The following is a 14,254-nucleotide window of genomic DNA, read 5'->3' on the forward strand; positions in this document are numbered from 1 at the left end:
ACCCCGTGCAACGGCTTGCCCCGCACACGCGCGCCCAGGGCGCGCTACGGCTTGCCCCGCCGCCCTCGCAAGTGCTCCGCAACCGGCGTCAGCGCCGCGTGCAGGTCCGCCAGTGCCTCCGGCGTCAAAAGGTCCATGAAGTGTTTGCGCACGGATGCGACATGGTGCGGTGCGACCTTCTGCATCGTCTCCGCGCCGGTCTCCGTGAGCACCGCGTACAGACCGCGCCGGTCGGACTCGCAGTTCTCCCGGCGGACCAGCCCCGCCGTCTCCATGCGGGTGATCTGGTGCGAGAGCCTGCTCTTGGACTGCAGTGTGGCCGCGGCCAGGTCGCTCATCCGCATGCGCTGGTCTTCCGACTCCGAGAGGTTCACCAGGATCTCGTAGTCGTTGTTGGTCAGGCCGAACGGCTGGAGGTCCTTCTCCAGCTGGTGCATCAGCAGCCTGCTGACGTCCAGGTGGGTGCGCCAGGCGCACTGCTCCGCGTCGCTCAGCCACTGGGTGGCCGTCTCGGTCTCCATATGTGGATTCTACCTAAGAAGTTGAAAGCCGGACGAAGTGGAGTGCTGTAACGCCCGGAACCGGCCCGGGGCGCCGGTTCCGGAGCCGGTTCCGGAAACGGCTCCGGAACCGGCTCCAGCGCTGGGCGCAGGCGTTCGACGTCACGCTCCGCAGACTACCGTTCACAAGCCGAAGCGACGCTGGAGGTCCCCCAGCTGGCCGGGCAGACGGGGGGTGGCGCCAGGTTGACCCGCACCGCCACCCGGGACCCCTGCCTGCTGCGGCGTCGCCCCCGTCGGCTGCTCCGCCATCAGGACCTCGGTCGACTGGAGCAGCACCGTACCCGCGCCGACGAACTCGAACTGGTGCTCCTCGCCCGAGGTCCCGCCGATCCCGGTCAGTGACCGGAGACCGCCCATCACGCCCGTCATATAGCCGTGGTCGTAGTGGTGGCACGGCGAGGGGCAGTCCGCCCAGCCCACCAGGGCCTGCGGATCGACCCGCAGCGGCGGTTCCATGAAGACCACCGGGCCGTTGGACGCGGCCACGAACTTGCCCGTGCCGATCAGGGTCAGGAAGCCCGGCACGATCGACTGCTTGAGTGCCAGCGTCGGCTGGTACGCGAGGAGGTTGCCGGACCGGATCGTCAGGTTCCCGTCCTCCAGGTCGTACGAGTTGACGTCGAAGGCCCGGTCGGCGAGCAGCATCTTGCCGCTGCCCTCGGCCACCACCCAGTCGCTCGCGTGCAGCGGCGAGTGGAAGCTCGTCCGGATCAGCCGCTCGAAGCGTCCGTGGCCGATGCCGTTGAACTCGATCCGCCCGTAGTAGGCGATCATCTTGCCCTTCTGCAGGAACCACTGGCTCCCCTTGAGCTCCACACAGAAGGTGTACGCATTGACGTTGTCGTCCGACGGCAGCGTCATCGGGTCAAAGATCACGGGCGTGCTCACAGCTTCTCCTCCGACGCCTGGACGTACACCGCGCCACTGCCGCTCAACTCCAGCTGGAACGCCTCGCCGGAGCCGCGCCCCACCATGTCGCGCCAGCCGAGCGCGGTGGAGAGCTTGTTGCGTACGTCGCCGTGGTGGGCGACATAGGCCTGCGGGTCCACATGTACCTCGCGGCCCGGCGTGATGGGCAGCTCGATCACCCCGCCGTGAGCCATCACCGCGACCGCGCCATGACCCTTCAGCGTCGTGGTGAACAGGCCCTGCCCGGTCACCTGGCCGCGCACCATCCCCATGACCCCGCCCTGCGACCCCATGAACATCGTGCCCTGCTGCAGCGTCCCGTCGAAGGCGAGCAGCCGGTCGGCCTCCACGTACAGGGTGTCGCCGGCCAGGTTGATGACCTGGATGTGGTGGCCGCCGTGGCCGAACATCACCGTGCCGCTGCCTTCGACCGTCATCAGCGGCGTCGCCTCATTGGCCATCCGACGGCCGATCATCGACATCACGCCGCCCTGGCCGCCCTGGATGTTCGGGGTGAACGACACCTCGCCGCGGTACGCGAGCATCGCGCCGCGCTGGCTGAACATCTTCTGGCCGGGGACCACCGTCGCCTCGACCATCTTCGAGTTGATCTCACGGAACGGCATCAGACATCGCCCCCGATGGTGTTCCGCTCGCTCGGCTGCACGTAGACGAGTCCCTCGCCCTCGAATCCGATCTGGAACGACTCGCCCGAGCCCTCGCCCATCAGCGTCCGGAAGTTGACCCCGGACTGGAAGTGCTGCTGCAGATTGCCCTGGTGGGCGATGTACGCGCCGGGGTCGACGAACAACGGGTACTGGGCGGTCACCCGCAGCACCACGGCCGAACCGTCCGACATGATCGCCGCCTGGCCGGTGCCCTCGACGGTGGTGGTGAACAGGCCGTTGCCGGTCGCCCCGCCGCGCAGCCCGGTGAAGGTGGTGCCGGTGCGCAGCCCGGCATCGGTGCAGAGCAGGTTGCTCGCCTCCACGTAGAGCTTCTCGCCGCGCAGCGAGACGAGGTTGATCTCGCTCGCGCGGTCGGCGAAGTAGCAGGTGCCCTGCCCGCTCACCTCCATCACGGTCATCTGCTCGCCGGTCAGCCGACGGGTCACCATGCCGCGGATGCCCTCACCGCCGCCGGACATCTTCTTGAACGCCATCCGGCCGTCGTACGCGACCATCGAGCCGTTCTTCGCCTTGACGGCGTCGCCTGTCAGATCGACGGCGAGCGTCTTGCTGCCTTGGAGTCGGAACATTGCCACCCCGTGACGGTAGCGGCAGGTGCCCTGGGCCCGACAGGGCCCGTGGGCCTATCCGGACCCTGAGAGCCTGTCGGGTGGCCTCTGATCGGGCGGCCACGCCCTGGCACGCACGCTTCCCGCGTTGCCGAAATGCCCTAGTAGCTCCTTCCCCAGGCTCTCAGCTTCGTTCGAGCAGGGGAGACCCCATCCGAGGGCCTTCCGGCGCCTTGGAATCGCACGCACCAGACCGCGTCCGCTATCCGATCGAAGGCCACCCGACAGGCTCTGAGCCGACCCTGATATGCGCCGATACGTTCCCCGGAGTGTCAACCGGCCCCCGCCCCCGGACCCGATGGGTGTCGATGCCACAATGGGACACGCTTGTGCCTGTATTCACAAGCTGTGACGACCCTCCCACCGAAGGTGCCCTCGTGGACATCAAGACCGCTACCGCCCTGCACCGGCTGCGCCTCATCTCGATCCCCGAGGCGCTCTCCTTCCCGGCGCTGATCATCTTTGGCTCGGTCCTCAGCCGCGTCTCGGACATCGACTTCCTGATGATGCCTCTCGGCATGCTGCACGGCGTGCTCTTCGTGACCTACGCCGTCCTGCTGCTGGACGTCTGGTCCAAGACCAAGTGGCCGTTCAAGCGCGTCGCGTTCTTCTTCCTGCTGGCGCTGCTGCCGTTCGGCGGGCTGTACGGCGACAAGATCCTCAAGCGCTACGAGGCCGACGGGGTCATCGCCGCCCGGGCCCGCCGGGAAGGCGTGGTGGAGGCATGATCGTCGCCTTCTCCGTCAGCCCGCTGGGGGCCGGCGAGGACGTCGGCGAGTACGTCGCCGACGCCGTCCGGGTCGTCCGCGAGTCGGGGCTGCCCAACCGCACGGACGCCATGTTCACCTCCATCGAGGGAGAGTGGGACGAGGTCATGGACGTCGTCAAGCGCGCCGTCGCGGCCGTCGAGGCCCGCGCCGGACGTGTCTCCCTCGTACTGAAGGCCGATATCCGGCCCGGTGTCACCGACGGTCTGACCTCCAAGGTCGAGACGGTCGAGCGGTACCTCGCCGGCTGACGCCTCTCCGCACCATCCGGAGACCCCCGCGCCGCACGGCGAGCGGGGTCTCCGTCACCCGGGGTGCGTTTCGGGCTCCACCGCCAGCGCGATCCCGAGCGGCGTCCGCTCGTACAGCACCTGGTGCCCGTACCGCCGCGAGGTCAGCAGCCCCGCCGCCCGCAGCACCGACAGATGCTCCGACACGGAGGACGGCGCGAGGCCGAGCCGGTGGGCGAGTGCGCTCGTCCCCGCCGGTTCGTCGAGCATGCACAGGACATCGGCCCGCGCCCGCCCGAGCAGCCGCGCGAGCGTCTGCGGCGTACGGTCGGCGGGTTCCGTCCACAGGCCACCGATCCCGCGCGCCGGATAGATCACCGCGGGCTGGTAGGGCGGCTCGTACCCGCTGACCACATTCGGCCAGGCGAAGACGCTCGGCATCAGGACGAGACCCTGCCCGCCGAGCACCCGGGAGTGCCGGCCCCGCATCCCGACGAGCGTGAGCGTCGAGTCCGCCCAGCTCAGCTGGGGACTCAACTCACCGAGCAGCCGCGCGAAGCCGACCGCGGCGAGCCGGCGCGAGTGGTACGCGATGTCCGCCTCCAGCAACGCACGCAGCCGCGGCCAGTCCGGCTCGACCAGGACCCGCCACGCCTGTTCCAGAAGCGCGGACAGCTCCCGCTGCGCGCGGGCGGGGTCGTCGAGCATCGCCCGTCCGGCGGGGGAGTCCAGCGCCCCCGGCACACACGCGAGCGTCAGCGCCAGATCGTCACGGACGAGCTCGGGATCGATGGCGCGTACCCCGGCGATCTCCTCCTCGAACGAGGCATACGGCCCGAGCGGTGGCAGGGAAAGAAAGTCCGGATTGTGCCCGCTCTCCGGCATCAGCGACCACAGCGGCCCGAGGTCCAGCCCCGCGGCGGCGCTCCGGATGCGCCGCAGCCACGGCTCGTGGTATCCCCGGTTCCCGGGGCGCAGGAGGGTGCGTACTGCCTGTTGCGTCTCCCAGAGCGGGGAGAGGGCGAACCTGCAGCGCAGCAGATCGCTCTCGTCGAAATGCAGATGGAACGGCATCGGCGCGCCTCGCGAAGATTCGGTGTCAGCCGAAAGTTTATGGAGTGCGGGCCGCGCTCCGCCACGCTGCGTCCATGCCGAGCAACAGCCCCGTTTCGGCGGGCGGCCCCCGCGATGCGGTGGACCCCCCGAGCGGCCCGACGGGTCCCTCACCCCAGGACCCGTCAGCCGCATGCCGCGCCGCGAACGTCCGCCCCGCAGGAGCGGCGCCGTCCCCGGCCCCGTCCTCGGAGCGCGCCGACCCCATTGACCCGAACCCGTCGCCCGCGCTCCGGGCTCCGGCTTCCGCCCCGGACCCCGGCACACCCGGCGGCTACCGCGCCGTCTTCGCCGTACGGGAGTTCCGTGCCGTCTTCGCCGCACACCTGCTCTCCCTTCTCGGCGTCGTCGTCAGCGAGCTCGCGCTCACCGTCCTCGTCTACGACCTCACCGGCTCGCCCCTGCTCAGCGCCCTCACCTTCGCGCTCGGCTTCCTCCCGTACCTCGTCGGCGGCACGCTCTTCGCCGGGGTCGCCGACCGCTACCCCGCCCGCCGGGTCCTGGTCACCTGCGATCTGATCTGCGCGGGCTGTGTCGGTGTCATGGTGCTGCCCGGCACCCCCGTCGGCGGGCTCCTCGCGCTGCGCTGTCTCGTCGCCTCCGTGTCGCCCGTCTTCACCGGGACGCGTATGGCCGCGCTCACCGACATCCTCGGCGAGGGCGACCTCTATGTACTGGGCCGCTCGCTGCTGCGGATCGTCTCGCAGAGCGCACTGCTGATCGGCTTCGGGGTGGGCGGTGTGCTGCTCGCCGCGGTCTCCGCGCGCGGGGCGATCACGATCACCGTCGGGACCTTCCTCTGCTCGGCGGCGCTGCTCCGCTTCGGCACCCGCAACCGGCCCGCCCGGAGCGGCCGTGACGGAGGCGGCGCCCTGCTCAAGGACTCGCTCGCCGGAGCCCGTACCGTCCTCGCCGACCGCAGGATCCGCGCCCTGATGCTGCTCTTCTGGCTGCCGGCGATGTTCGCCGTGGCACCGGAGGCGCTCGCCGCACCGTACGCGGACGAGATCGGTGTCGGCCCGGCCGCGCTCGGACTCCTCATGTGCGCGATGCCGGTCGGCCACATCGGCGCCGAGCTGTACGCGGGCGCCGCGCTCGCCCCGCGCCTGCGTTCCAGGATCGTGCTGCCGGTCGCCGCCGCCGGGCTGCTGCCCCTCGTGCTGTACGGGTTCCGTCCCGGCATGGTGCTGTGCGTCGTCGCGCTCGTGCTGGCCGGGGTGGGGGCGGCGTATGTCATCGGCCTCGACCAGTGGTTCGTCGACGCCGTCCCGGAGGAGCTGCGGGGCCGGGCCATGACCCTGCTCGCCGCCGGGCTGATGACGGTCCAGGGCGTCGGCATGGCCCTCGCCGGGCTCGCCGCCGAATTCTTCCCCGTACATCAGGTGGTCGCCGGGGCCGCTGTGATCGGTACGGTGTGCACGCTCGTCCTCGTCCGCGAGGTCAGGAGCACGGAACCCGCTCACGGTCCTCGGACCGAAGTTCGAGACGGGGCTGACCAGCATATGAGCAGTGGGTAAGGTCGATGCCGTGCCGAAGCCGCTCAGTCTCCCGTTCGACCCCATCGCCCGCGCCGACGAACTCTGGCAGCAGCGCTGGGGCCCTGTCCCCTCGATGGGGGCGATCACCTCGATCATGCGTGCGCAGCAGATCCTGCTCGCCGAGGTCGACGCGGTCGTCAAACCGTACGGGCTGACGTTCGCGCGGTACGAGGCGCTGGTGCTGCTCACCTTCTCCAAGGCCGGTGAGCTGCCGATGTCCAAGATCGGCGAGCGGCTGATGGTCCACCCCACGTCCGTCACGAACACCGTGGACCGGCTGGTCAGGTCCGGTCTGGTCGACAAGCGCCCCAACCCGAACGACGGCCGCGGCACCCTCGCCTCGATCACCGACAAGGGCCGAGAGGTCGTCGAGGCGGCCACCCGGGACCTGGTGGACATGGAGTTCGGGCTCGGGGTGTACGACGCCGAGGAGTGCGCGGAGATCTTCGCACTGTTGCGCCCCCTGCGGATCGCGGCCAAGGACTTCGAGGAGAAGTAGCGCCGCGCGCCCCCCGCCCGCTGCAAGATCGCCCCCGGCGCCCGGTTACGCTCGACGTCATGAAACGCAGTGTGCTGACCCGGTACCGGGTGATGGCCTACGTCACCGCCGTCATGTTGCTGGTGCTCTGCACCTGCATGGTCTTCAAGTACGGCTTTGACACCGGTGCGGGGCTGACGCTCGTCGTCTCCCAGATCCACGGTGTGCTGTACATCATCTACCTGATCTTCGCCTTCGACCTGGGGTCCAAGGCGAAGTGGCCGCTCGGCAAGCTCTTCTGGGTGCTGATCTCCGGCACGATCCCGACGGCCGCGTTCTTCGTCGAGCGCAAGGTCGTCCAGGAGGTCGAGCCGCTGATCGCGGACGGCTCCCCGGTGACAGTCAAAGTCTGACCCGAACCGCCCCGTGCAAAGCACCGGGCGGTTTGTCATCGACATTTACTAGGACGTCCTAGTAAATTGGGGTCCATGGACGCTGACGCGATCGAGGAAGGCCGCCGACGCTGGCAGGCCCGTTACGACAAGGCCCGCAAGCGCGACGCGGACTTCACCACGCTCTCCGGGGACCCGGTGGAGCCCGCGTACGGGCCCCGCCCCGGGGACACGTACGAGGGGTTCGAGCGGATCGGCTGGCCCGGCGAGTACCCCTTCACCCGGGGTCTCTACCCGACCGGCTACCGCGGCCGCACCTGGACCATCCGCCAGTTCGCCGGCTTCGGCAACGCCGAGCAGACCAATGAGCGGTACAAGATGATCCTCGCCGCGGGCGGCGGCGGGCTCAGCGTCGCCTTCGACATGCCGACGCTGATGGGCCGCGACTCCGACGAGCCGCGCTCGCTCGGCGAGGTCGGGCACTGCGGTGTCGCCATCGACTCCGCCGCCGACATGGAGGTCCTCTTCAAGGACATCCCGCTCGGCGACGTCACGACATCCATGACGATCAGCGGACCCGCCGTTCCGGTCTTCTGCATGTACCTGGTCGCCGCCGAGCGCCAGGGCGTCGACCCGGGGGTGCTCAACGGCACGCTCCAGACCGACATCTTCAAGGAGTACATCGCGCAGAAGGAGTGGCTCTTCCAGCCCGAGCCCCATCTGCGCCTCATCGGCGACCTGATGGAGCACTGCGCGCGCGACATCCCCGCGTACAAGCCGCTCTCGGTCTCCGGCTACCACATCCGCGAGGCCGGGGCGACGGCCGCGCAGGAGCTCGCCTACACCCTCGCCGACGGCTTCGGCTACGTGGAGCTCGGCCTCTCCCGGGGGCTCGACGTCGACACCTTCGCCCCCGGTCTCTCCTTCTTCTTCGACGCGCACCTCGACTTCTTCGAGGAGATCGCCAAGTTCCGCGCCGCCCGCCGGATCTGGGCCCGCTGGATGAAGGAGGTGTACGGGGCGAAGACCGACAAGGCGCAGTGGCTCCGCTTCCACACCCAGACCGCCGGGGTCTCCCTGACCGCCCAGCAGCCGTACAACAACGTCGTACGGACCGCGGTCGAGGCGCTCTCCGCCGTCCTCGGCGGCACCAACTCGCTGCACACCAACGCCCTCGACGAGACCCTCGCGCTCCCGTCCGAGCAGGCCGCGGAGATCGCCCTGCGCACCCAGCAGGTGCTGATGGAGGAGACCGGCGTCGCCAACGTCGCCGACCCGCTGGGCGGTTCGTGGTACGTCGAGCAGCTCACCGACCGGATCGAGGCCGACGCCGAGAAGATCTTCGACCGGATCAAGGAGCGCGGCACCAGGGCGCACCCGGACGGGCAGCACCCCATCGGGCCCATGACCTCCGGCATCCTGCGCGGCATCGAGGACGGCTGGTTCACCGGCGAGATCGCCGAGTCCGCGTTCCGGTACCAGCAGTCGCTGGAGAAGGGCGACAAGCGCGTCGTCGGCGTCAACGTCCACCACGGCTCGGTCACCGGCGACCTGGAGATCCTGCGGGTCAGCCACGAGGTCGAGCGCGAGCAGGTCCGCGAGCTCGCCGACCGCAAGGCCGCCCGCGACGACGCCCGGGTCCGCGCCTCGCTGGACGCGATGCTGGCCGCCGCCCGCGACGGCTCGAACATGATCGGACCGATGCTGGACGCCGTCAGGGCCGAGGCGACGCTCGGTGAGATCTGCGGGGTCCTGCGGGACGAGTGGGGCACGTACACCGAGCCGCCCGGCTTCTGAGGGCTTCGGCGTTGCCCGCTACGTGGCGGCTGCCGCGCCCAGCCCCGCAAGCAGCAGAACGGTGAAGCGCCGGGCCCAGTCCTCGTCGACGGGCTCGGCGCTCACCAGCGTCCGGTGCACGACCGCACCGGCGATCACATCGAAGATCAGGTCGGCGGTCGAGGCCGCCGACGTCTCGTCCGGTTCGACGGGCAGCTCGCCGCGCTGCTGCGCCCGTTGCCGTCCCAGCAGCACGAGCCGCTTCTGCCGGTCCACGATCGAATCGCGAATCCGGGCCCGCAGCGCGTCGTCACGGGTCGACTCCGCGACCACGGCCATCAGCGCCGTCCTGGTCTCCGGGCGGTCCAGCAGCGCCGCGAACTGCAGCACCACGTTCTGCACATCGGCCGACAGGCTGCCCAGGTCCGGCAGTTCCAGCTCGTCGAAGAGGGCCGCGACAGCGTCCACGACCAGTTCGTTCTTGCCCGCCCAGCGCCGGTAGAGCGTCGTCTTGGCGACCCCGGCCCGCGTCGCCACATCACCCATCGTCAGCTTCGACCAGCCGAGGTCGACCAGGGACGCGCGGCAGGCCTCCAGGATCGCCTCGTCGGCTGCGGCGCTGCGCGGTCGTCCCGTTCGCCCGGGTTTGGGGTGGCTGTGGCTCAGCATGCCGTGACCATACCCGCCAGTAAGGAGAACCGGCCGGTCGCGTTCGCCGTGAGACAGATCACTGGACACTCCTGCGCGCGAGGGGTGCGGGACAGTTACGCTACGGGTCGTAGCGTAAGGACGACGGCCAGGCCGTTGTCACGCCACGAGCGAACGACAGCCACATGTGCCGGGTGGGGACCCGGCGCCGAGAACGGGCCCTTCGAGGGTCATCGACCGCGGAGGTCCGCGCGTCCCGCACGCCGGCGGGTACCACGGACGGATGCGGTTCCCGGATCGCTTTCCGGAACAGCGTGCCGAGGGGGGAGGATGTACGTATGCAGCCAAGGAACATGTCCATGAGCGGCGTCGTCGACCTCGCCGCGGTGAAGGCGGCCGGCGAGGCCAAGGTGAAGGCGGAGCAGGCCCGTGCCGAGGCCGTCCGGCAGGGTGGCGGCGGCGCCGTCCCCCCGTCCTCCCTGGTGATCGATGTCGATGAGGCGGGCTTCGAGCGCGATGTCCTCCAGCGCTCCGCCGAGGTCCCCGTCGTCATCGACTTCTGGGCCGAGTGGTGCGAGCCGTGCAAGCAGCTGGGCCCGCTCCTGGAGCGCCTGGCCCACGAGTACAACGGCCGCTTCGTACTGGCCAAGGTCGATGTCGACGCCAACCAGATGCTGATGCAGCAGTTCGGCATCCAGGGCATCCCGGCGGTCTTCGCCGTCGTTGCCGGGCAGGCTCTCCCGCTCTTCCAGGGCGCGGCCCCCGAGACCCAGATCCGGCAGACGCTGGACCAGCTGATCCAGGTCGGCGAGGAGCGGTTCGGGCTCACCGGGATCGCGGTCGACCAGGAGGCCGCCGGCCCGGAGGACGCCGGGCAGGCTCCGGCCGAGGTGCCCGCGGGACCGTACGACGCACTGCTCGAAGCGGCCGTACGGGCGCTGGACGCCAGTGACTTCGGCGGCGCCGTCCAGGCGTACAAGAACGTGCTCGCCGACGACCCGGCCAACACCGAGGCCAAGCTCGGCCTCGCCCAGGCCGAACTGCTCGCCCGGGTGCAGGACATGGACCCGCAGCAGGTCCGCAACGACGCTGCCGAGAAGCCGACCGATGTGGCGACGCAGATCGCCGCCGCCGATCTGGATCTGGTCGGCGGTCATGTCGAGGATGCCTTCGGGCGCCTCGTCGAGACCGTGCGCCGGAATTTCGGTGAGGACCGGGACGCGGCGCGACTGCGGCTGCTGGAGCTTTTCGACGTCATCGGCCCCGACGATCCACGTGTCGTCGCGGCCCGCACGGCGCTGGCGCGCGTCTTGTTCTGATGTGACAACGCGGCCGTGGCGCCCCGGGGCGTCACGGCCGTTTTCGCGATCGGGCGACAACAGCCGCCCCCGCTTTACCAAATCTTGATAAAAGCGCGGGCTGTTACTGCCAGTAAATCGCACGTGGGGTTCTGTCCGCTTTGGAACCTCAATTCTCCTTTTCCTCCTTGCGTAGGACGCCACCCTGTGTTGCCGGTCGGCGCCGCCCTGTCGCGCCTTGGTTATCGGGCCGTTACTAGCGAGTAACGAACCCCCTTGTGTCGCGGGCGCTAATGCACCACGATCGGCCACGCTCGGTCCAATGACGCCAGCCCGGCCACCAGTCGGCGCGGCGGCCGATTTGGGTCCCCACCGAGTGGGTCGGCGGCAGTGGCGCCGACCGCGGACAGGGGGGTTCCTGCCGTCCGGCAGGGCCTGTCCGAACAGGTTGCGCGAACGCGTGGCCAGTGGTTGTCGCTCGGGGGTGATCGCCAGCGATTCGGACGCGGTTCACGCCTCCGGTTCCGGCGCTCTCCTTTCCGAGGACGTAGCACTTCTCCCATCCCAGTACGGGCCGACGCCCGGACCGGAGATGTACGTCCGAGAAGGAGGAAAGTCATGGAGTCCCAAGTTCGTGGCGGGACCAGATGGAAGCGGTTCGCTCTCGTCATGGTTCCGAGTGTGGCCGCGACGGCCGCGGTCGGTGTAGCCCTCGCACAGGGTGCGCTGGCCGCGTCGTTCAGCGTGTCCGGCCAGTCGTTCAAGGTGACGGCGGAGCACCTGGACGGCAAGGGCTTCTCGCAGTACGGCGGCCTAGACGTCGGCTACGCGGAGCTCGAGGGTGACAAGAAGACCCTGCACCCGGTCGCGATCTCGTCGTTCAAGTCGGCCGACATCACGGGCATGTGCCAGTCCGTCGTCACGCCGGACATCCCGGTCTTCGGGTCCGTCAGCCTCATGCTGAAGGCCGGCGGCGGCGGTACCCCGGTCCACGCCGAGAACCTGTACCTCGACGTCGCTGATCTGGACGCCGATGCCACGTTCACCAACATCGAGATCGGTGTTGCGACGAAGGATGCCAGCAAGGGTCCGGCCATCAAGCCCGGCGAGAACATCAAGGAGAACGGTTTCGCCCAGCAGGCGGACCGCGCGGTTCTCGACAACGTGAAGCAGAAGGCGTGGGCGACCACCGCCGGCACCTTCAAGCTCAGCGGCCTGAGCATGCGCCTCTACAACGGCGTCAAGGAGTGCTACTAAGCACTCCGTCCGGGCGGGCGGAGGAGCGGCCACGCTGCTCCGCCCGACCGGCTCCCTCTTCTTTCACAGCAATACCGGTTCCAGGGAGCTGTTTTCCATGAGCGCCGACTCCACGGGGCAGAACGAGCACTACACCCGCGTCCTTCGGCAGCGTTTCCGCGCCTGGCGGGGCAGCCGGCCGTTCTGGGCGGGCCTGCTCACCGCACTGGGTGGGGCGCCGATCGCGTACCTCCCGTACGCCAATCTCAAGATCGGTCACCTCACGCTGGCCATGGCGACCACCGCGGGTGCGGGCTCACTGATCATCGGTGTACTGCTGGTCACGCTCGGTCTGACCATGTGGTTCCACCAAATCGTCCGGGTCTTCGCCGGTGTCGCCTCGATCCTGCTGGCGCTGGTCTCCATCCCGGTGTCCAACCTCGGCGGGATCTTCATCGGATTCCTGCTCGCCATGATCGGTGGCTGCCTCGCCCTTTCCTGGGCACCGGGCACGCCGGTCGCCGAGCAGCCGGCCGAGGCCGGAGGTTCCCCGAAGGGCCCGGCAGGGCCCGAGGGCGTGCTGCCGGACGGTGCCGGCCCGCACCACGGTGCCGCGGGGACGTACAGCCCCGGTCCGGCTCCGTGGAACGACGACAGCACGAACGGCAAAGTTGACGCAGGCGGCGGGAGGAACAGTGCGGGGTGACGAGACGCAGCTGAACTCGACCGGGGGAGAGGATCTCCGGGCGAGAAGCGGGCCGCGCCACGCGGCCCCGAGGAAGTCGCTGCTGACGAAGCTGCACATACCCGCGGGCAAGGCCTTCGCGCTCGCCGCGATGCCGACGGCTGTCTTCGTCGGGATGGGACTCACCCCCAAGCTCGCGCTGGCCGACGACGCGACGGACATCCCGTTCGCGCCGGGCCCCTGTGTGACGCGTTCGGACGAGCCGAGCCAGTCGCCGGAGCCTTCGGCGTCCGCGTCGGAGACGAAGACGCCGTCCCCGTCCGCCAGTGCGTCCACCGGTGCCGGCGGCAGCGGTGCGGACCAGAGTCCCGAGGCGACGCCGAAGCCGTCGGCGACCCCGTCGGCGAACGGAGCGGCGGACCAGCAGAGCGTGGCGCCCGCCGCGACGCCGAGCGCCTCCCCGTCGCCCACGGCGACGAACAACCCGCTCGACCCGCTGGGCGTCGGCGACGCGCTGGGGGACCTCTTGGACGGACCGGACCAGGAGACGGCGAGCCCGTCCCCGAGCGCCACCACCGCGTCCCCGAAGCCGTCGGCCTCCGCGACGAGCGAGCCCACCGAGAAGCCCGTGGCCAAGACGAGCGAGCCCACCGAGAAGCCTGTGGCCGAGGTGACGGACGCGGCGAAGGACACGGCCGGCAAGACCGCCGACGCCATCCGCGACGCGGCCGACAAGGCGGGCACGTCGGTCAAGGAGCTCGACGAGAGCGCCAAGGGACTCGACCCCAAGAAGGACGACGACATCCCGGACGGCGCCAAGCAGCCGTTCCCGTGCCCCACCGCCGACCCCGAGGCGCTGGCCGCGGCGGACCTGGAGCAGGGCATCCCCAGGCTTCCGAACCAGCCGTGGATCCTGGAGAGTTCGCTGCTCACCCTGAACGGGCTCGATTACAAGGGCATCGTCGAGGTGGAGAAGGGCGACGGCACCACGAAGAAGGTGCTGAAGTTCACTGCGTCGTCCATCGACATCAAGGACCTGCACCAGCTGACCGAGGGTCCGGGCGGCACCACCGGCCACGTCCAGGCGCGGAAGGGCTCGACGTCCACCATCCGCAACGGCACGGTGACGATGTACACGGAGGAGCTGAAGGGCAACCTCTTCGGCCTCATCCCGATCACGTTCAGCCCCGAGACCCCGCCGCCGCTGAACGTGCCGTTCGCGTTCTTCACCAACGTGAAGGTCACCCAGGCCGGCCAGTTCGGCGGCACGCTCACGGTGCCCGGGATGCACAACTACTTCACCGGCGGCAACAGCTGATGAAGT

Annotated in this window: 16 protein-coding genes; 10 read left to right on the top strand and 6 right to left on the bottom strand. The window is 69.7% G+C overall.

Annotated elements, in window-relative coordinates:
- Nucleotides 1–44 precede the first annotated feature (44 nt).
- The 4 genes from ACWD6R_RS05730 to ACWD6R_RS05745 form a co-directional block, all read right to left on the bottom strand.
- Complete coding sequence (locus ACWD6R_RS05730) at nt 45–521, bottom strand: MarR family winged helix-turn-helix transcriptional regulator (RefSeq protein ID WP_406422094.1); 477 nt, start codon at nt 519–521, stop codon at nt 45–47.
- Nucleotides 522–683: 162 nt separating this feature from the next.
- Entirely contained in the window at nt 684–1,451 is a 768-nt protein-coding gene (locus tag ACWD6R_RS05735; RefSeq protein ID WP_451817558.1) for an AIM24 family protein, read from the bottom strand.
- The gene (locus ACWD6R_RS05740; RefSeq protein ID WP_037689354.1) at nt 1,448–2,098 is read right to left on the bottom strand and encodes an AIM24 family protein; all 651 of its coding nucleotides are present in this window, start codon (nt 2,096–2,098) and stop codon (nt 1,448–1,450) included. Before ACWD6R_RS05740 ends, ACWD6R_RS05735 begins: the two co-directional genes overlap by 4 nt.
- Nucleotides 2,098–2,730, bottom strand: coding sequence for an AIM24 family protein (locus tag ACWD6R_RS05745; protein WP_451817595.1), 633 nt, complete (start codon nt 2,728–2,730; stop codon nt 2,098–2,100). The genes ACWD6R_RS05740 and ACWD6R_RS05745 overlap by 1 nt, the downstream gene beginning before the upstream one ends.
- Nucleotides 2,731–3,146: 416 nt before the next feature.
- On the opposite strand from ACWD6R_RS05745, the gene ACWD6R_RS05750 reads away from it, so the two are divergent.
- Together ACWD6R_RS05750 and ACWD6R_RS05755 are read left to right on the top strand one after the other, a co-directional pair.
- Nucleotides 3,147–3,497, top strand: coding sequence for a DUF3817 domain-containing protein (locus ACWD6R_RS05750; RefSeq protein ID WP_451817559.1), 351 nt, complete (start codon nt 3,147–3,149; stop codon nt 3,495–3,497).
- Complete coding sequence (locus ACWD6R_RS05755; RefSeq protein ID WP_451817560.1) at nt 3,494–3,787, top strand: MTH1187 family thiamine-binding protein; 294 nt, start codon at nt 3,494–3,496, stop codon at nt 3,785–3,787. Before ACWD6R_RS05750 ends, ACWD6R_RS05755 begins: the two co-directional genes overlap by 4 nt.
- Nucleotides 3,788–3,841: 54 nt before the next feature.
- Here ACWD6R_RS05755 and ACWD6R_RS05760 read toward each other — a convergent pair whose 3' ends face one another.
- Nucleotides 3,842–4,840: a DUF5937 family protein gene (locus ACWD6R_RS05760; RefSeq protein WP_451817561.1), complete on the bottom strand. Its 999-nt coding sequence runs from the start codon at nt 4,838–4,840 to the stop codon at nt 3,842–3,844.
- 74 nt (nt 4,841–4,914) lie between these two features.
- On the opposite strand from ACWD6R_RS05760, the gene ACWD6R_RS05765 reads away from it, so the two are divergent.
- The 4 genes from ACWD6R_RS05765 (at nt 4,915) to ACWD6R_RS05780 (ending at nt 9,084) form a co-directional block, all read left to right on the top strand.
- Nucleotides 4,915–6,396: an MFS transporter gene (locus tag ACWD6R_RS05765; RefSeq protein ID WP_451817562.1), complete on the top strand. Its 1,482-nt coding sequence runs from the start codon at nt 4,915–4,917 to the stop codon at nt 6,394–6,396.
- A 10-nt stretch (nt 6,397–6,406) separates the two neighbouring features.
- Complete coding sequence (locus tag ACWD6R_RS05770) at nt 6,407–6,916, top strand: MarR family winged helix-turn-helix transcriptional regulator (protein WP_406425201.1); 510 nt, start codon at nt 6,407–6,409, stop codon at nt 6,914–6,916.
- A 59-nt stretch (nt 6,917–6,975) separates the two neighbouring features.
- Entirely contained in the window at nt 6,976–7,308 is a 333-nt protein-coding gene (locus tag ACWD6R_RS05775; protein WP_451817563.1) for a DUF3817 domain-containing protein, read from the top strand.
- A gap of 75 nt (nt 7,309–7,383) precedes the next feature.
- On the top strand, nt 7,384–9,084 hold the full coding sequence (locus ACWD6R_RS05780) for an acyl-CoA mutase large subunit family protein (protein ID WP_451817564.1): 1,701 nt from the start codon (nt 7,384–7,386) through the stop codon (nt 9,082–9,084).
- Nucleotides 9,085–9,102: 18 nt separating this feature from the next.
- Here the strand turns inward: ACWD6R_RS05780 and ACWD6R_RS05785 are convergent, their stop codons facing one another.
- Nucleotides 9,103–9,732, bottom strand: a complete 630-nt coding sequence (locus ACWD6R_RS05785) for a TetR/AcrR family transcriptional regulator (RefSeq protein WP_451817565.1) — start codon at nt 9,730–9,732, stop codon at nt 9,103–9,105.
- Nucleotides 9,733–10,049: 317 nt separating this feature from the next.
- Between ACWD6R_RS05785 and ACWD6R_RS05790 the strand changes: the two genes are divergently transcribed.
- The 4 genes from ACWD6R_RS05790 (at nt 10,050) to ACWD6R_RS05805 (ending at nt 14,248) form a co-directional block, all read left to right on the top strand.
- The gene (locus ACWD6R_RS05790) at nt 10,050–11,030 is read left to right on the top strand and encodes a tetratricopeptide repeat protein (protein WP_451817566.1); all 981 of its coding nucleotides are present in this window, start codon (nt 10,050–10,052) and stop codon (nt 11,028–11,030) included.
- Nucleotides 11,031–11,627: 597 nt separating this feature from the next.
- The gene (locus tag ACWD6R_RS05795; RefSeq protein ID WP_451817567.1) at nt 11,628–12,266 is read left to right on the top strand and encodes a DUF6230 family protein; all 639 of its coding nucleotides are present in this window, start codon (nt 11,628–11,630) and stop codon (nt 12,264–12,266) included.
- Between the two features lie 97 nt (nt 12,267–12,363).
- A complete protein-coding gene (locus ACWD6R_RS05800) occupies nt 12,364–12,951 on the top strand; it encodes a DUF6114 domain-containing protein (protein WP_451817568.1) in 588 nt (195 codons plus the stop codon).
- Nucleotides 12,941–14,248 (top strand): hypothetical protein, encoded by a 1,308-nt coding sequence (locus tag ACWD6R_RS05805; protein ID WP_451817569.1) that lies wholly within the window; start codon nt 12,941–12,943, stop codon nt 14,246–14,248. Before ACWD6R_RS05800 ends, ACWD6R_RS05805 begins: the two co-directional genes overlap by 11 nt.
- The last annotated feature ends 6 nt before the right edge of the window (nt 14,249–14,254 follow it).

Source organism: Streptomyces sp. NPDC005151 (assembly GCF_053599875.1).